This is a genomic window from Kribbella qitaiheensis (assembly GCF_014217565.1).
Taxonomy (GTDB): Bacteria; Actinomycetota; Actinomycetes; order Propionibacteriales; family Kribbellaceae; genus Kribbella; species Kribbella qitaiheensis_A.
On record NZ_CP043661.1, the window covers coordinates 6,203,375 to 6,220,084 of the forward strand.

The following is a 16,710-nucleotide window of genomic DNA, read 5'->3' on the forward strand; positions in this document are numbered from 1 at the left end:
CGCTCATCACCGGCTCCTCATCCCCGGCAGAGCCAACCCCACCGACACCCACTACGTCGGACCAAACCCGAACGCCTCGACAAATCCACCACCAGCCCGTTCAGCTTGGTTGGCGTCGAGGGTGAGCGTGCGGGCGGATTGCGCGTGAGGGGTGGGCAATGGGCGCCGATACCGGGTCGCCTGCCGCCGATACGTGACCTCGCTCGCCGGCCACTCCCCGCCTCGAACACGTGCACGCCAAGGACCAGGTCGGTGGCCGCAAGCTGTGGGGACGCGTCGCCGGCACGTCCGTCGGGCTGGACCGAGCCGGGCCGCATCCGCTATGCGTCTCGGTGCCGCCTGCTGCGTGCGCTGAGCCGCGACGTAAAAGGGGCGACCCGGGGTGGGTTGGGTCGAGCAGGCCGGCGGAGGAGGCGCGAAGCGGGCACAGTACGGGGCGCGAAGTGGGCCGTAGTACGGCTGATGGGTTGCGCGAGGTGTGGGGGTGGGTTTACGGTCCCGGTTAACGTTTAAGTGAGCGTTGGTGAGCGAAATCAGCAAGATTAGATCACTAACGGTCAACGATCCGAGTGAGGTCAGCGATGGTTCGGTCTACGGAGAGTCAGGTCAGCCGGCGGGGGTTCCTGCGGTTGAGCGGTATGGCGGTGGGGGCGGTCGCGCTCGCGCCGACCCTCGCGGCCTGTGGTGACGGCGGTAAGGCGAATGGTGGGGCCAAGGCGTCGGGGGATCTCAAGCTGCCGACGTACAAGGCCTTCGAGGGCTTCACGCCGGATCTGCCCGGCGCCGAGTCCGGGCTCGAGCCGGGCTTCCTGCAGTTCCCCGAGAACGCGATCGCCAGCGTGCAGGGCGTCCCGCTGAAGAGTTCGGTCACCGCGTTGACCGAGACGTTCGCGACGCCACCGCCGCCGATGGGCAGCAACCAGATGTGGCAGGCGCTCAACCAGGCGATCGGCGGGGATCTCAAGCTCACCATCGGTACCGACCCCGGCTACCCGGAGAAGTTCGCGACGCTGCTCGCCAGCGACTCGCTGCCGGACCTGATGTGGCTCCCGCCGAACCAGGGCATCCCCAACATCGGCCCGATGCTGGAAGCCAAGTTCCAGGACCTGACCACGTACCTCTCGGGCGACGCCGTCCTGGAGTACCCGAACCTCGCGGCCCTCAAGCCGGCCTCCTGGCGCACAGCGGTGGTGAACGGCAAGATCTGGGGCGCACCCATCCCGTCCACCCCGTTCGGCCAGGTCATGATGGGCAACCCGAAGACCTGGGCCAAGGTCGGCGGCCTGCAGTGCGAGACGGCCGACGAGTTCTTCGCCAAGTGCAAGGAGCTCACCCGCGGTACGAACTACGCGCTCGAGCCGGCGATCGTCAACATGCTGCACATGTTCGGCGAGTGGTTCGGCGCCCCGACCAGTTGGCGGGTCAACCAGGACAGGTCGCTCACGCACCTCTACGAGACCGACAACTACAAGGCCGCGGTCGAGTACGCCGCGAAGCTCTGGGCCGCGAAGGTGTTCTACCCCGACCTCAACTTGGCCGACGCGACCCCGAAGACGGTCAACGGCCAGATCGCGGCTCAGGTGACCGTCGGACCGCGCGCGACCGCCGACTTCCGCGTCCTCGATCCGAGCCTGTTCGTCGAGACGATGATCCCCTTCGGTCACGACGGCAAGGCCAAGCCGGTCTACGACATGGGCTACGGAACCGTCGGCTTCACCCCGTTCAAGAAGACCGACGAGGGTCGCATCCGCGAGCTGCTTGCCCTGATCAACTACCTCTCGGCACCCTTCGGCACCAAGGAATACCTGCAGAAGAATTTCGGTACTGCGGGCCAGCAGTACACCGTCGACGCCAAGAAGAACCCAGTGCTCACTCAGGCCGGCAACCAGCAGGCACCCGGCCTGGTCAGCGCGCTGCAGATCATGACGTCGCCCGAAAGCGTCATCTTCAACCCGGCGTTCCCCGAGGACACCAAGAAGATCCACGCCACCGAGCAGGAGCTGCTCAAGTACGCGATGCGCAACCCGACCGCGGGCACGTACTCCGACACCAGCAGCAAGGTCGGCCCCAAGCTGACCGCGGCCTTCCGCGACACGATCGTCGACATCGTCACCGGCCGGCAGAAGATCGCCGCGTACGACGAGGCGCTGCGGCGGTGGAAGAGTGGCGGGGGAGACAAGATGCGCGGCGAGTTCGAGGCCGTGCTGCCGTCGAGCGTCCCGGTCACCCAGTCCTGAGTACGCCGATGGAAACCCTCACAGCAGACCCGCCGCGCACAACCGGGAGCGGACCCGCCGAGCGCAGTACCAGGCGGGTGAAAGCGAAGTTGCCGTTCGGAGTCCGGTGGCGGCGGGACTGGCAGATGGTCCTGATGATGGTGCCGGGCGTGCTGTTCCTGCTGGTGTTCTTCTATCTCCCGGTGATCGGCAACGTCGTCGCGTTCCAGGACTTCCAGCCGTACCTCGGGATCATGCACAGCGAGTGGAACGGCATCCAGAACTTCATCAATCTCTACGACAACCCGGATTTCTGGGATGCCCTGAGAAATACGATGGTCCTCGCGGGCGTCCAGTTGCTGCTGTTCTTCCCGGTGCCGCTGGCGTTCGCGCTGATCGTGGATTCCCTGGTGAGCAACAGGATCCGGCGTGCGTTCCAGACCATCGCCTACCTGCCGCACTTCCTCTCCTGGGTGCTGGTGATCGCGTTGTTCCAGCAATCGCTGGGCGGCGCGGGCTTCATCAACAACCTGCTCCGGCAGACCGGCCTCGACCCGATCCCGTTCATGACCAACCCGGACACCTTTCCGTTGCTCGTCGTCGGGCAGCTGATCTGGAAGGACGCGGGCTGGGCGATGATCATCTTCCTCGCCGCGCTGTCGGCCGTCGACGTCTCCCTGTACGAGGCGGCCGCCGCCGATGGCGCGGGCCGGTGGCGCCGGCTCTGGCACATCACCCTGCCGTCGATGCGGACGGTCATCGTGCTGCTGCTGATCCTGCGGATCGGCGACATCCTCAGCGTCGGCTTCGAGCAGTTCATCCTGCAACGCGACTCGGTCGGGCCGGGCGCGGCCGAAGTCCTCGACACCTTCACGTACTACGCGGGCGTGGTCGGTGGCGACTGGAGCAGCGGGGCCGCGGCCGGGTTGGCCAAGGGTGTCGTCGGCGCCTTGCTGCTCTGGGGTGCGAACTCGATCGCCCACCGCCTCGGCGAACCGGGCATCTTCCAGAAGCGGAGCGGATCATGACAGCGCAGAAGCGGAGTGGATCATGACGGCGCCGGCGTACCAGGTCAGGTCGAGGCGATCCGCACGGCCGGTCTGGAAGGAGCGGCCGGCCCCGGCGTACCAGTCGATCAAGGCGCTCGTCCTCGGCGGCTTCGCGATCGCGATCATCATCCCGATCCTGGTGGTGGTGTCGACCTCCCTGGCCAGCGACAAGGACATCATCGAGGCCGGCGGCTACGTGCTCTGGCCGAAACACCCGACGCTGAGGGCTTACGGCACGTTGTTCTCCGGCGGTCTGATGGGCCGCGCGATCATGGTCAGCGTTTTCGTCACCGTGGTCGGAACCGCGCTGGCATTGATCACCACGATCTCACTGGCCTATGCGACGTCGCGTCCGGTGCTGTTCGGGCGGCCGGTGCTACTCCTGGTGCTGTTCACCCTGTTGTTTGCCCCGGGCATCATTCCGATGTTCCTGATCGTCAAGCAGCTGGGGCTGATCGACAGTCTGTGGTCGCTGATCCTGCCCGGAGCGCTCGGCGCCTTCAACTTCGTGGTGATGCGGACGTTCTTCATGAACGTGCCGCAGGAGTTACTGGAAAGCGCCCGGATCGACGGCGCGAGCGACTTCACCATCCTGCGACGGATCGTGATGCCCTTGTCCAAGGCCGTGATCGCGGTCGTCGGGCTGTTCTACGCCGTCGGATTCTGGAACGCCTTCTTCAACGCGCTGCTGTACCTCAACGACACCTCGAAATGGCCGGTCCAGGTGATCCTGCGGACGTACGTGCTGCAGGGCAAGTCGCTGTCGGCCGATCAGCTCGGGGTGACGCCGCCGCCACAGCCGCAATCGCTGCAGATGGCCGTGGTGGTCGTGGCGCTGGTGCCGATCGCGATGGTCTACCCGTTCCTGCAGCGGCACTTCACCAAGGGAGTCATCACCGGTGCCGTCAAGGGCTGAGCTACAGGGTCTCTGAGAGAATCGACGCATGTCCACGGAGATGACCGACAAGCCGACGCTCCGGACAGTCGCCGCCGCGGCCGGAGTGTCGATCGCGACCGTGTCGTACGTCCTGTCCGGGCACCCGCGCAGCCAGGCGATCTCCGAGACGACCGCGCGGCGGGTGCGGGACACGGCGAGCCGCCTCGGGTATCGCCGTAACGACGCGGCACGGGCGATCCGGACCGGGAAGTCCGACCTCGTGCTGCTGTCGCTCAGCGTGCTGGCCGATCCGTGGGCCCAGGCGGTCGCGGCCGAGATCAGCGCGGCGGTCACGCCGTTGGGCAAGACCGCGTTGATCGTGGCCGACGGCGACTGGCGGACCGTCCTGTCGAACAAGACCCCGGACGTGATCTTCATCGACCACGTGGCCGACGACCCGGAACTGGTCGCCGATCTGGAGCGCTTCGCGGCGCGCGGAGTACAGATCGTGGCGTTCAGCGAAGTACTCGAACCACGCGGCTTCGACGTGATCCGATCGGGGGCCGAGCCGCGCTGCCACCTAGCCGTCGAGCACCTGCTGGAACGGCATACGAAGATCGGCGCGCTCACCTCCAAGACCGAGGGCGCGCCTCGCTTCGACGCCTACCGCACCACGATGGCCGCGGGCCGGCCTGCCGATGGGGCCGGTCGCGACCTACGAGCCGCACCCGGAGGGCGCCTACCGGGCCGCGCGGGCGCTCCTCGCCGAGCCGGATCGGCCGACCGCGCTCTACTGCACCACGGACTTCGCGGCGATCGCGGCGATCCGGGTCGCCCACCGGCTGCGCCTCGACGTACCGGGTGATCTCGCGGTGATCGGCGTCGGCAACACCCCGGAGGGTGAGCACTACGACCCGTCGCTGTCGACCGTCGGACCGGTCGGTTTCAACGAGGCACTCGGCCAGATCATCGTCGACCGCCTCACCACCCGCGAGAGCGCCGCCGGCAAGGTCTTCGACTTCCCTTGGCAGCTGATCGTCCGCGAGTCCAGTTCACCAGCCCCGGCGGCGCCAGAGCTCCACTGAAGGCAGTTCCGCGCCGACCGTCGTGGAGTCGCCGTGCCCGGGATGGATGCCGGTGGCAACGTCGTACCCGGTGAGCAGGTGATCGACCGACGTCATGATGGTGTCGAAGTCCGACAGCGGCCAACCGGTCAGCCCCGGACCACCGGGGAACAACGTGTCGCCGGTGAGCAGGTGTCCAGGCAGCGCCAGGGTCACTCCATCAGGCGTATGGCCGGGTGTGTGAATCATCCGTACTACGAGGTCGCCGATCACCAACTCCGCACCGTCGGAGAGCTCGCGGTCGATCCGCCCGTCCCACAGCCTTCGCGCAGGATCCAGTCGCAGCAGGCCGGTCGGCAACAAGGCATCGGTCGCGGTACCGGCATCCCAGTACCCGCGGGCCTCGGCGTGGTTCAGCTCATACGCCCAGACCGCGGTCGCGGCCGGGTGAGCAAGAACCGGCGCATCGACGAGGTCCGCGAGCAGCGGCAGCGCGAGGACGTGATCCCAATGCGTATGGGTCAACACGATCGCCTGGATCCGGAGATCCTGTACTGCGGCCGCCAGCCGCTCGGCTTCGTCAGCAGGATCAACGAGGATCGCGTCCCGGCTGCCCGGCGCGTGGACCACCCAGGTGTTGGTATCGAGCGCCCCGGTGACATACCGCCGCAGTACGACACCGTTCTTCTCATCCACCAAGGAGTCCGCGAGCTTCCCGTCGTACGGGGTCATTGATCGGCCGCGCGGCGGAGGAGTTGCTCGTAGATCTCCGGCCGGTCGCTGTCGACGATCGGGTAGCCGGCGGCCCACGGGCCTTCCCAGTGCACAACGATGCCAGGGTTGTGCTCGGACGATCCGTCGGGCAGGAACAAATGTGGGCTGCCGTTCACCTCGTCGCCCTGGCTGATCGCGAAGTCGTCCATCAGCGCGCGCCGATAGGTGCCGTTGTCCAGATCGTCGGTCAGCCGGGCGAGGTCGAGCTCGAGACCGGCGGCGATCTCGAGGATCACGCCTCGGGTGCTGATCGACCTGCTCTCCAGCCAGAACCCCACCCGGAGCGCACGGTCGAGCAGCTCACTCGCCCGGAGGCTCTGTGCCTTGGCTGCGAGGACCGCCTCAGCGGCGAGCAGGACCGTGTGGGGATAGAGGTCGTCGGCGCCGGCCCACACCCTGAACCCCGCTTCCGGGGCGATCTGGCCAAGCCCGACCGCCTCGGTGTCGGTACCGCGGCGCGGGTGCGGGCCGTTGAACAGTTCGAGCGGGAACACGTGGTGGTCGAAGCGGACCTCGAGCCCGAGCTTGGCCCGCGTCTCCCACAACCGATGGACCGCGACGTGGGCGAACGGGCAGAGCAGATCCGACCAGATCTGGATCGTCCGTGCTGCGACGGCGGGTCGTGCGCTGCTGTTCATCCGTGCTCCTGATGCTCTGTGCCAGTGGGGTTCGTGCGGAATCGCCGCGGACTGACCAGTACTGCGGTACGCCGTTCGCGCGCCATCGCCCGGTCGTACTCGTCGAGGTCTTCGTGCTGCCCACCCGCGGCGAGGTAGATGTCGCGCAGTAGCTTCGTCAGGCCGTCCGCGTCCAGGCCGTCGAGGCGATCGTCGGGGCCCGCGAGCTCGACCTCACCGTCCACCGACACCCACTCCCACCCGGCGCGGAAGACCAGCGTCGCGTGTGGGCGGCGGCGCAGGTACCGCGTCTTCGCGGTGTTGCCTCGGGCAACGAATGCCACGACGTCGGCACCGGTGACGGGGTGCCGGACTATCCCGCTGTTCACCACGCTGGTGGCAGGCTCACCCGACTCCCGCAAGGTCACCAGCACCGCGAGCCAGTTGTCCGCAGAGCCGTACTCCCGAACCAACTCCAGCCCCTCAGCCACCCTCAAAACCATCCCGTCCGCCCTTTCCGGTTAATCGGACCACGGTCCGATTAACGAGATTACGGACTGCGGTCCGTTTTGGCAAGAGGGATCGAGTGGCCGCTCGCCATCGCGGGCGGGGCGGGATTGGAGGATGCTGGGAGGTGGTTCGGTGGGGAGGCCGGACCGTCGTGTTCTGAGCAGCGTGAAATCAGCCGATGGCCTTCAGGAGGGCGTCGTTGAAGGCGGGGAGGTCGTCCGGGTTGCGGCTGGTGATCAGGTTGCCGTCGGTGACGAGTTCCTTGTCGACCCAGGTCGCGCCTGCATTGCGCAGATCGGTTTGCAGGCTCGGCCAGGACGTCACGGTCTTGCCTCGAACGACGTCCGCTTCGACCAAGGTCCAGGGCGCGTGACAGATGGCTGCCACCGGCTTCCCCGATTCGACGAACGCCTTCACGAAGCTCACGGCGGCTTCATCGGTACGAAGGGCGTCCGGGTTGGCCACGCCGCCGGGCAGGACCAGCGCCGCGAAGTCCTCGACCGACGCATCGGAGACGGCCTGGTCCACCGGCCGCTTCTCGGCCGCGGTCAGATGATCGAAGGTCTGCACCTCACCGGTCTTCGGGCTTAGCAGGACCGGTTCGTGGCCGGCCTCCGACACCGCCTGCCAGGGGTCGGTGAGCTCCACCCGCTCGATGCCCTCGGCCGCCACCAGAAATGCGATCTTCATACCGGTTCACCCCTCTCGATTCGCGATGTCCCGGACCCGGTACCCGGCGCTCGCGGCCGTATTCAGGACTTGAAGAGGGCGCTGTAAGCGTTCAGGGCCAGTTGGCCGCCGAGGTGGGCGTAGAGGACGTTCGACGTACGGGGGATATCGCCGGAGCGGACCAGGTCGATCAAGCCGGCCATCGACTTGCCTTCGTAGACCGGGTCGAGGATGACGCCTTCGAGGCTGCCGGTGAGGCGGATGGCATCAAGCGTTGACCGGACCGGGATCCCGTAGTACTCGCCTGCCCAGCCTTCCAGGACGGTGATCTCGTCGTCGCGGAGCTCACGGCCGAGGCCGATCAGAGCTGCCGTACTGCGGGCGATCTGCTCGACCTGGGCGCGAGTCTGCTCGAGCTTGGCCGAGGCGTCGATCCCGATCACCCGGCGCGGCCGGTCCTGGCCTGCGAACCCGGCGATCATCCCGGCATGGGTCGAGCCGGTGACCGAGCAGACCACGATCGTGTCGAAGAAGATGCCGAGCTCGCTCTCCTGCTGACGTACTTCGTCCGCCCAGTTCGCGAAGCCGAGACCGCCGAGGCGATGGTCGGAGGCACCGGCCGGGATCGCGTACGGCGTGCCGCCCGCGGTACGGATGTCTTCGAGTGCGTTCTCCCAGCTTTCCTTGAAGCCGATGCCGAAGTCCGCGTCGACCAGTTCGACCTGAGCGCCCATGATCCGCGACAACAGGATGTTGCCGACGCGATCGTTGACCGAGTCGGGCCAGTCCACCCAGCTCTCCTGGACCAGCCGTGCCTTGAGGCCGAGATGCGCAGCCACGGCCGCGACCTGGCGGGTGTGGTTGGACTGCACGCCACCGATCGTGACCAGGTGGGTCGCGCCCTGGGCAAGCGCTTCAGGCACCAGGTACTCGAGTTTGCGGGTCTTGTTGCCACCGAAGGCTAGCCCGGAGTTGCAATCCTCCCGCTTCGCCCAGATCGCCGCGCCGCCGAGGTGGCCGGACAGCCGCTTGAGAGGATGCACCGGGCTCGGGCCGAACGTCAGTGGGTACCGCGGGAAGTCGCTCAAGTTCATTGGTCGCGCTCCGATTCCATTGCCAGCAAGGGTTCCAGGGTCTGCCAGTTCTCGCGGGCGGCGAGTCCGGCGGCCTCGGCGTCGCCGGCGGCGGCCAAGGTGATGATCCGTTCGTGCATCGCGACCGACGAGCGTCCCGACAGCGACGAGAACTGCACACGCTCGATCCGGCGCAGCATCGGGGTGACCTGTTCGAGAACCGCCTGCAGCATCGGGTTCGCGCTGGCGACGACCGCGACCTCGTGGAAGTCGTCGTCGGCCTTGAGTGCGGCATCCACGTCGTTGGCCTTCAGTGCCTTGGCGAATCGGCGGTTCGCCTCCCGCATCGCGGTGAGTTCGTGCTCCGACATCAACGGAACGGCTTCCCGTACTGCGAGTTCGTGCATTGCCGCCGCGACGAGTTGGGCCGATCGCGTCTGGCGTACGTCGAGAGGGCTCACGATGGTGAACCTGCCGGGCTTGGTCCGCACCAGTCCTGACTGTTCGAGCCGCGCGAGCGCCTCTCGGATCGGCGTACGGCTGATGCCGAGCCAGCTGACCAGTTCGGGGTCGCTCAACCGCTCACCGGGCGCCAGGGTGCCGTCGACGATCGCGTCCCGGATCGCCCGGTAGGCGTCGTCCCGGAGCAGGGACCGGGCGACGAGGCCTTGAGCTCGAGGGATCGGCATGCAATATATTGCACGCGACATGCCAGCAATTGTCAATTGCGCCAGCGGGCTGAACAGGACGGATAACGTCTGGAATCCGCTTTACGATGGCGCGATGGAAGCTCAGTACGGACCGCACCGGTTCTCGGGCGGCGGCGACGAGACCACGCAGTACCGCGGGGCGACCTTCGAGGTCGCCGACCTCCGCGGCGCGACGTACCGGGACTGCGATCTGAGTGGGGTCAGGATCATCGACTCGATGCTGATCGACGTCGAGATCTCCGGCTACCTCAGCAATCTCGTCGTCAACGGAGTCGACGTGACGGCATTCGTCGAGGGCGAACTCGACCGGCGGCATCCCGAGCGGGTGCAGCTGAGGTCAATCGGGTCGGCGGACGACTTCCGGGCGATGTGGACGACGATCGAGCGGCTCTGGGCGGAAACGACCGCTCGTGCGGGCCAACTGCCGGATCCAGTCCGGCGCCCTGTGGATAACTCAGTTCCGGCGGGAGAAAAGTCAGTAAACTTTGCAAGGAAGGACAGGGGGCAGCACGAGCGGGTTGATGGCGAGTGGTCGTTCGCCGAGACGCTCCGGCACCTCGTGTTCATCACCGACGCGTGGGCGAGCCGGACGATCCTCGACGCCGAACGGCCGTATCACCCGCTCGGCATCACCCAGGGCTGGTACCGGCCCGCAGACGCGGCGGCACTCGGCATCGACCACGACGCGAGCCCTTCGTACGCTGAAGTGCTGGCGGTGAGGGGCGACCGGATGGCGGTGATCCGCGGCATCCTCGACGAGCTGACCGACTCCGAGTTGGGGCGTTTTTGCGTGCGGACGCCGGCGCCTGGCTATCCCGAGGAAGCTCGCCCGGTCAGCGAATGCCTGTGGGTCGTGATGGAGGAAGAGATCGAACACCACCGCTATGCCATTCGCGACCTGGGAAGGCTCGAGGCAAGCTTGTCGCAGTAACGCGCGAACGGGCCGCCGGTTTGTCACCCGGCGGCCCGTTGCTCAGCGCTTCGGTCGACGACTACTGGATATCGTCGTCCTGGCCGTCGAGCGAGTCGAGGCGGTCCTTGGCCATGTCGCCGCCCTGGTCGATCTTGTCGCCGTACTTGCCGCCGGTCTTCTCGTCCAGCGCATCGCCGGCTTTGTCGACGCCCTGGCCGACCTTGTCGCCATGGCTGTCGACCGCGTCCTTGGCCTTGTCCTTGAAACTGTCGAAAGCACCCATCTCGCCGAACTTCCTTCCCGTTGGCGCCCCGTCGGAACCGTCTGGGGTGTAGCCGAGACGCTCCTGATGTCACTTACGCCTGCCTGGTGCCCATCGCCTCAGTTGCCAAACGCAAGGAATCCGGCCTGCCCGTACGCCGGTGCCTCAGCCCGCCGTACGGGCAAAGATCACCGTCGTTTCGCCGCCCTCTTCGACCCGGTCGCCGGTCCGCTCGAACCCGCACTTCTCCGCGACCCTGATCGAGGCGGCGTTTCCCTCGTCGGCCTCCAGGATCAACTGGCTGAGCCCGAGTTCACCCAGCGCCCAGCCGCTCACCAGCTGAACGGCCCGCGGCGCGACGCCCTGCCCCCGGCTGGCGGGGAAAACGCTATACGCGATGGTCGCCACCTCGTCGTCGCGGAACTGCAGGTTCACGATCCCTACCGGCTCGTCGGTAGCGGCAGCCGCGATCACCATCGGCGCAGCCTGCCCACTCCGCCACGCCTCGGCGACGCGGGCCAGGCTCGTCCGCCTGGCGGCCTCGTCCATCGGCGGATCGGTCAGCCACCGAAGGCTCTGCGGATCGTGGCTCGCCGCGGCGATCGCCTCCAGATCGGACTCGAGCCGCAGACGCACCACCACGACGTCGTCCGTCAACGACCTGCTTGGCGGCTTGATCGGACTGGTTCGCCCCATCTGCTGCTCCCCTCCGCGCTCTCAGTCGTTCAATACCAGCACGCGGAGGGGGCAGGGACGGGATCAGGGTTTGTAGATGGTGGCGCTGTTGTAGAGCTTGTTGGTGAAGGACGAGATGTAGGTGTGGCTGTCGGTGGCGCCGAGGTCGTAGGTCAGGAAGACGCCGTAGCCCTCCCTCACCGTGCGCGCTGCCAGGCTCGACGCGGTGGTGGTGCTCGTCGCGTTGATCTGGATCGCGGCGGGGGAGAGCTGGGACTTGGCACTCGGGCCGCGCGGTACGGACCATGTTCCGTAGTACGGGTTCCAGGCGTAGTTGAAGGTCTCGGCGATGCTCTGGCCGTTGTAGCTCAGGCGTTCGGCCGACGGGCCGATGTCGTACAGGGTGATGAGCTTGTTCGGCAGCTTCTGGCGTAGCGCCGAGACGAGGTAGAAGAACGAGCTGTCGTTCGGCTGACCGGTGCCGTTGTTGCCGTACTCCGTGTACTCGTCATCGAAGTCGATCCCGTCCAGCCCGTACTGCGTAACAGCGTCGGCCAGCTCCTGGGCGAACGCCTCGGCGGCTGCCTTGGACGGGAAGTTGGCGAAGCCGGCGCCCTGGTGGTTGCCGAGGATGGACAACAGAACCTTGATGCCCTTCGCCTGCAGCGGCCGGACCTCGGTCGCCACGTTGTCCAGCACACGCTGGACGTTCTCGTTGAAGGACAGGTAGGCCTTCGTGCCGTCGTAGTTGATGTTCGCCGCGAAGATCACCGCGATGTCGAACACCTGGGCGCCGCCGTTGGCCAGCGTGTACTTGCCGACGTTCACCATGCTGTTGTTGTTGACCTCGACGTAGGCGACCGAGATCGGGCCGGACTTCGCGGTGCGGCGACAGGCTGCGGCTTCGCCGGCGGACGCGACGCCGGTCACCGCCGCGGCGGTGGTGGCCGCGAGCAGTGACAACAGGGTCCTTCGCCGCATGAGCTCTTGACTCATCTCAACTCCTCTTCAGGGCGGGCGGGATCGCTATACCGGTTAACCGGTCCTCACGCACCCAGGTTCGGGCGTACGGGATGAAGAGGTAAACCGGTATAGCTCCCAGATCATCGACCGGCCCGGAACCCTGTGTCAAGACGTGACCACGGGCTGCCAGCCATCCCCGCGCGGCTTTGTGCACAGCCTGAGCAGATTCCCCCGGGGATTCACAGATCTGGTGCACAAAGCCGCACCTCCGCCCAAACCCGGGATGTGCTGCTGGGGGGCTCGGACACGATGCTGGGGGCGGGGACACCCTGCCGGGGGCTCGGACACGAAATAGCTTGTCCGAGCCCCCGATATCCTGTCCAAGGTCCCGCCTCCAGCCCGGCCACACCATCGCCGTCCCGCCGCCACCGCACCATCGCCGTCCCGCCGTCCCGCCGTCACCGCACCATCGCCGTCCCGCCGTCCCGCCGTCACCGCACCATCGCCGTCCCGCCACCGGTCGGCCCGGCAATCACCGTCCCGCTACCACCGCACCGGCGATCGGCGCGATCGGGCGCGATCGCTGAGACGTGAGCAGAACCGGGTGCGGCACTTACCACCCCAACGTTGCTTGACGAGGCAGTGGACCCCCCGGCGGGCGGCTTCAGGACGACGCTTGTCCGGCGTACGCCAGGTCTCTACTCGACGGCGTAGGTGAGGAGCAGGAGGCTGTCGCCGACAGGGCGACTGCTGGCCAGGCGGAGGGGTTTCGACTTGCTGGTTCCGGCGAACGGGTGTTCGCCGGCGCCGAGGATGATCGGGTAGACCATCAGGCGCAGTTCGTCGACGAGGTCGTGCTCGATCAGGGTGGGCACGAGGCCGCCGCTGGCGTAGACGACGATGTCCCCGGCGACCTCCTCCTTCAGCTTCGAGACCGCGGCCACCACGTCGCCCCGGAGTACGGACGTGTTGGTCCATTCAGGGTCTTCGAAGGTCGAAGAGGACACCACGTACTTCGGCAGGCTGCGCAACCGGTCCGCCCAGTCGCCACTGCGCGACGTCCAGCCCCGCGCGACGAAGTACTCGTAGCTGCCTCGACCCATCAGCAGCGCCTCGGCGCCGAGAGCCTCGTCGAGCTCGACCTTGGCCCAGGCCGTGCGGTCGGAGTCGGTGATCCGGCCGAACCAGCCGCCGCGCTCGAAGCCGTCCTCGCCGGTCGGGTCCTGGATGACTCCGTCGAGTGTGATGTTCTCGCTGATGACGAGCTTTCCCATGATGGGTTCTCCTTGGTTGTCGGGGTACCACCGATACAGACACCGTGCCGCCGGGAAAGGGGCGCGCCCCCTTTGGCGCCCGGCCGGTGTCACAACGGGTATCGACGAAAGGTGGGAGAGGTGCTGACCGATCTGATCTCGCGGGCACGGGCGGGCGACGGCGAGGCGTTCCGGGAGCTGACCGAGCCGCACCGCCGGGAGCTGCAGGTGCATTGCTACCGGATGCTCGGCTCGCTGCAGGACGCCGAGGACACCCTGCAGGAGACGCTGCTCGCCGCGTGGCAGGGCTTCGGTGGATTCGAGGGGCGCGCCTCGCTGCGCACCTGGCTGTACCGGATCGCCACCAACCGCTGCCTCAATGCGCGTCGATCGGCCGCTCGCCGCCCGGCGAAGGCGTGGGACGTGCCAAACGTCCAACCGCCCGAGCCGACCGGGCTCGGTGAGGTCGTCTGGCTCGAGCCGTTCCCGGATGCCCTGCTCGAGGACGCTCCGCTCGGCCCGGAAGCGCGCTTCGAACAGACCGAATCGATCTCGCTGGCCTTCGTGACCGCGCTTCAGGCGTTGCCGCCGCGTCAGACCGCCGTACTGATCCTGCGCGATGTGCTCGGATTCCACGCGAACGAGGTGGCCGAGATGCTCGACACGACCGTCGAGTCGGTCAAGAGCGCACTTAAACGAGCGCGGGCCGGCCTGCACGGGCGCCGGCTCGGCGACTCACCGCCCGCAGCCGGCTCGGTTGCGGAGGAGGCCGTGGTGGCGAAGTTCGTCCGCGCGTGGGAGTCCGCCGATCTCGACGCGCTGGTGGCCCTGCTGACCGACGACGTGTACCTGTCGATGCCGCCGATTCCGTTCGAGTACGTGGGCCGGGACGTGGCGCGCCGCTTCTGCGCCGGCATCTTCCAGGCCAGCCGCAGGTTCGAGCTCGTGCCGACGCGAGCCAACGGGCAGCCGGCGTTCGGTGCCTACCTCCGCGGCGCCGACGGGGTCAGCCACGGAGTGGGCCTCTACGTCCTCACTCTGAGTGACGATCGGATCAGCGCCATGAGCCGCTTCGAGAACAGCATCCTCGGAGGGTTCGGGCTACCGAGATCTCTGCATTAGTTCCGCACATACATCGCGCGGCCGGGGGCACTGGGGAGGCCTAGCGAAGGGAGTTCCCGATGGGAGCCGACGACAAGATCAAGAACGCTGCCGACAAGCTCAAGGGCTCGGCCAAGGAGAAGGTCGGCGACGCGACCGACAACGAGGACCTGCAGGCCGAGGGCCGGGTCGACGAGAGCAAGGCCGACCTCAAGCAGGCCACCGAGAAGGCGAAGGACGCCTTCAAGAACTGACACGCTTGTCGCGGAGGCTCCTTGGGTCCCCGGACCGCACGACTATCGGACCGGACCCCAAGGAGCCGCACGATGAGAGGGATGATTGCGGTCGCCGCGATCGTGCTGGCCCTCGCGGCCGGTTGCGGCGATCCAGATCAGAAGATGCTCGACGCCGGCGCGCGGGCCGCTCGTGACACCGCGTCCGAGGTCGGGACGGCACGGCTGGCGGCCCAGTCGGTGCTCGATCACAAACTGTGGAATGCCCCGGCGACCCAGGTCGTCGCCGATGCCGAGCAGGCCATCGGCAAGGTTGCGAGCACGTTCGACACCCAGCAGCCGCAGACTGGACGATCGCGGCAGACCTTTGACACCTTCTCCGCGGCGCTGTCGACCGCGCAGGACAATGTCACCGAGCTCCGGATCGCGCTGAAGAACGATGATCTCGGCACCGTCGCCGATCAGGTCAAGGCGTTGCAGACGATCGGGCAGCAACTCGGCAAGCTCGGGGAGCAGGCCAAGTGAAGCGGCTGCTGGCCGTCACACTCGGCATCCTGACCGCGATCGGCGGCTTCGTCGACATCGGCGACCTGGTCACCAACGCGCTCGTCGGCGCCCGCTTCGGGATGCGGCTGGCCTGGGTGGTGGTCGTCGGCGTGATCGGCATCTGCCTGTACGCCGAGATGTCGGGCCGGGTCGTGGCGATGTCGGGACGGCCGGTGTTCGACCTGATCCGGGAGCGCCTCGGCCGGCGTACCGGGTTGTTCGCCTTGGTCGCCTCGTTCCTGGTCACGCTGCTGACCCTGATCGCCGAGATCGGCGGTGTCGCGCTCGCCTTCGAGCTGGCCAGTGGAGTGAACTACCTGCTCTGGATGCCATTGGCCGCGCTGGCTGTCTGGCTGGTGGTCTGGCGGGTGAAGTTCTCCCATCTGGAGACTGCCTTCGGCCTGGTCGGGTTGTTGCTGATCATCTTCGCCGTCGCGCTGTGGAAGCTCGGCCCGGACTGGGGCGAGCTGATGCATCAGGCAACCAGCCCCGGCCCGATCGGTCATGAGTCGTGGATGACCTACGCGTACTACGCGATCGCGTTGTTCGGCGCCGCGATGACGCCGTACGAGGTGTTCTTCTTCTCCTCCGGTGGGGTCGAGGAGAAGTGGGGCCGCAAGGATCTCGGCACCGAGCGGTCTAACGTCTTCATCGGCTTCCCGCTGGGCGGCCTGCTGTCGCTGGCGATCGCGGGTTGCGCGGCGGTGCTGTACCTGCCGGCCGGGATCAAGGTCGACACCCTCGGCCAGGTCGCCCTGCCGACAGCTGTTGCCTTCGGCAAGCTCGGGCTGGCGATCGTCTTACTGGGTGTTTTCGCGGCTACCTTCGGGGCGGCGCTGGAGACGTCGTTGTCGTGCGGGTACACGATCGCGCAGTACTTCGGCTGGCAGTGGGGCAAGTTCGTCCGGCCGCGGCAGGCGTCGCGGTTCCACCTGGTCATCGTCATCTGCCTGGCGTTGTCGATCCTGGTGCTGCTGACCGCGGTGGATCCGGTGAAGGTGACGGAGTACTCCGTGGTGTTCGCGGCGATGGCGCTGCCGCTGACCTATCTGCCGATCCTGATCATCGCCAACGATCCCGACTACCTGGGCAAGGCGACCAACGGCCGGGTGCTCAACTTCTTCGCGCTGATCTACCTGGGCTTGTTGCTGTTGGCATCGATCGCGGCGATACCGCTGATGATCCTCACGAAAGCGGGGCAGTGA

19 protein-coding genes and 1 pseudogene are annotated in these 16,710 nt (G+C 67.1%); 10 read left to right on the forward strand and 10 right to left on the reverse strand.

Annotated features, from left to right (window positions below; translation table 11 throughout):
• Positions 1 to 581: 581 nt before the first annotated feature.
• The 5 genes and pseudogenes from F1D05_RS29540 (at position 582) to F1D05_RS41165 (ending at position 5,227) form a co-directional block, all read left to right on the forward strand.
• Positions 582 to 2,237, forward strand: coding sequence for an extracellular solute-binding protein (locus tag F1D05_RS29540; protein WP_185443681.1), 1,656 nt, complete (start codon positions 582 to 584; stop codon positions 2,235 to 2,237).
• Between the two features lie 77 nt (positions 2,238 to 2,314).
• Positions 2,315 to 3,244, forward strand: a complete 930-nt coding sequence (locus F1D05_RS29545; protein WP_185443682.1) for an ABC transporter permease — start codon at positions 2,315 to 2,317, stop codon at positions 3,242 to 3,244.
• A 22-nt stretch (positions 3,245 to 3,266) separates the two neighbouring features.
• Positions 3,267 to 4,181, forward strand: coding sequence for a carbohydrate ABC transporter permease (locus F1D05_RS29550; RefSeq protein WP_185443683.1), 915 nt, complete (start codon positions 3,267 to 3,269; stop codon positions 4,179 to 4,181).
• A gap of 40 nt (positions 4,182 to 4,221) precedes the next feature.
• Positions 4,222 to 4,371, forward strand: a pseudogene (locus F1D05_RS41160) (LacI family DNA-binding transcriptional regulator); the annotation flags it as partial.
• A 469-nt stretch (positions 4,372 to 4,840) separates the two neighbouring features.
• Entirely contained in the window at positions 4,841 to 5,227 is a 387-nt protein-coding gene (locus tag F1D05_RS41165) for a substrate-binding domain-containing protein (RefSeq protein ID WP_246486086.1), read from the forward strand.
• On the opposite strand, the gene F1D05_RS29565 is transcribed toward F1D05_RS41165, so the two are convergent.
• From F1D05_RS29565 to F1D05_RS29590, 6 genes are all read right to left on the reverse strand, one after another.
• Positions 5,195 to 5,902: an MBL fold metallo-hydrolase gene (locus F1D05_RS29565; protein WP_185443686.1), complete on the reverse strand. Its 708-nt coding sequence runs from the start codon at positions 5,900 to 5,902 to the stop codon at positions 5,195 to 5,197. The genes F1D05_RS41165 and F1D05_RS29565 overlap by 33 nt on opposite strands.
• A 32-nt stretch (positions 5,903 to 5,934) precedes the next feature.
• The gene (locus F1D05_RS29570) at positions 5,935 to 6,618 is read right to left on the reverse strand and encodes a DsbA family oxidoreductase (protein ID WP_185443687.1); all 684 of its coding nucleotides are present in this window, start codon (positions 6,616 to 6,618) and stop codon (positions 5,935 to 5,937) included.
• Positions 6,615 to 7,088: a pyridoxamine 5'-phosphate oxidase family protein gene (locus tag F1D05_RS29575; protein WP_206685869.1), complete on the reverse strand. Its 474-nt coding sequence runs from the start codon at positions 7,086 to 7,088 to the stop codon at positions 6,615 to 6,617. The genes F1D05_RS29570 and F1D05_RS29575 overlap by 4 nt, the downstream gene beginning before the upstream one ends.
• Positions 7,089 to 7,278: 190 nt before the next feature.
• A complete protein-coding gene (locus F1D05_RS29580; protein WP_185443689.1) occupies positions 7,279 to 7,797 on the reverse strand; it encodes a type 1 glutamine amidotransferase domain-containing protein in 519 nt (172 codons plus the stop codon).
• A 62-nt stretch (positions 7,798 to 7,859) separates the two neighbouring features.
• Positions 7,860 to 8,870 carry a 1-aminocyclopropane-1-carboxylate deaminase gene (locus F1D05_RS29585; RefSeq protein ID WP_185443690.1) on the reverse strand — a complete coding sequence of 337 codons (1,011 nt, stop codon included), beginning with the start codon at positions 8,868 to 8,870 and terminating at the stop codon, positions 7,860 to 7,862.
• The gene (locus F1D05_RS29590) at positions 8,867 to 9,538 is read right to left on the reverse strand and encodes a GntR family transcriptional regulator (protein WP_185443691.1); all 672 of its coding nucleotides are present in this window, start codon (positions 9,536 to 9,538) and stop codon (positions 8,867 to 8,869) included. Before F1D05_RS29590 ends, F1D05_RS29585 begins: the two co-directional genes overlap by 4 nt.
• Before the next feature lie 94 nt (positions 9,539 to 9,632).
• On the opposite strand from F1D05_RS29590, the gene F1D05_RS29595 reads away from it, so the two are divergent.
• Complete coding sequence (locus tag F1D05_RS29595; RefSeq protein ID WP_185443692.1) at positions 9,633 to 10,490, forward strand: DinB family protein; 858 nt, start codon at positions 9,633 to 9,635, stop codon at positions 10,488 to 10,490.
• Between the two features lie 61 nt (positions 10,491 to 10,551).
• Here the strand turns inward: F1D05_RS29595 and F1D05_RS29600 are convergent, their stop codons facing one another.
• The 4 genes from F1D05_RS29600 to F1D05_RS29615 form a co-directional block, all read right to left on the reverse strand.
• Positions 10,552 to 10,755 carry an antitoxin gene (locus tag F1D05_RS29600; protein ID WP_185443693.1) on the reverse strand — a complete coding sequence of 68 codons (204 nt, stop codon included), beginning with the start codon at positions 10,753 to 10,755 and terminating at the stop codon, positions 10,552 to 10,554.
• A gap of 144 nt (positions 10,756 to 10,899) precedes the next feature.
• Positions 10,900 to 11,430 carry a GNAT family N-acetyltransferase gene (locus F1D05_RS29605; protein ID WP_185443694.1) on the reverse strand — a complete coding sequence of 177 codons (531 nt, stop codon included), beginning with the start codon at positions 11,428 to 11,430 and terminating at the stop codon, positions 10,900 to 10,902.
• A gap of 63 nt (positions 11,431 to 11,493) precedes the next feature.
• The gene (locus F1D05_RS29610) at positions 11,494 to 12,405 is read right to left on the reverse strand and encodes an endo-beta-N-acetylglucosaminidase H (RefSeq protein ID WP_185443695.1); all 912 of its coding nucleotides are present in this window, start codon (positions 12,403 to 12,405) and stop codon (positions 11,494 to 11,496) included.
• 665 nt (positions 12,406 to 13,070) lie between these two features.
• On the reverse strand, positions 13,071 to 13,646 hold the full coding sequence (locus tag F1D05_RS29615) for a dihydrofolate reductase family protein (RefSeq protein WP_185443696.1): 576 nt from the start codon (positions 13,644 to 13,646) through the stop codon (positions 13,071 to 13,073).
• 120 nt (positions 13,647 to 13,766) lie between these two features.
• Between F1D05_RS29615 and F1D05_RS29620 the strand changes: the two genes are divergently transcribed.
• The 4 genes from F1D05_RS29620 to F1D05_RS29635 all read left to right on the forward strand — a co-directional run bounded on the left by F1D05_RS29620 (position 13,767) and on the right by F1D05_RS29635 (position 16,710).
• Positions 13,767 to 14,747, forward strand: a complete 981-nt coding sequence (locus tag F1D05_RS29620) for a sigma-70 family RNA polymerase sigma factor (RefSeq protein WP_185443697.1) — start codon at positions 13,767 to 13,769, stop codon at positions 14,745 to 14,747.
• A gap of 59 nt (positions 14,748 to 14,806) precedes the next feature.
• A complete protein-coding gene (locus tag F1D05_RS29625; RefSeq protein ID WP_185443698.1) occupies positions 14,807 to 14,980 on the forward strand; it encodes a CsbD family protein in 174 nt (57 codons plus the stop codon).
• Between the two features lie 72 nt (positions 14,981 to 15,052).
• Positions 15,053 to 15,484, forward strand: coding sequence for a hypothetical protein (locus F1D05_RS29630; RefSeq protein WP_185443699.1), 432 nt, complete (start codon positions 15,053 to 15,055; stop codon positions 15,482 to 15,484).
• Complete coding sequence (locus F1D05_RS29635; protein WP_185443700.1) at positions 15,481 to 16,710, forward strand: NRAMP family divalent metal transporter; 1,230 nt, start codon at positions 15,481 to 15,483, stop codon at positions 16,708 to 16,710. The genes F1D05_RS29630 and F1D05_RS29635 overlap by 4 nt, the downstream gene beginning before the upstream one ends.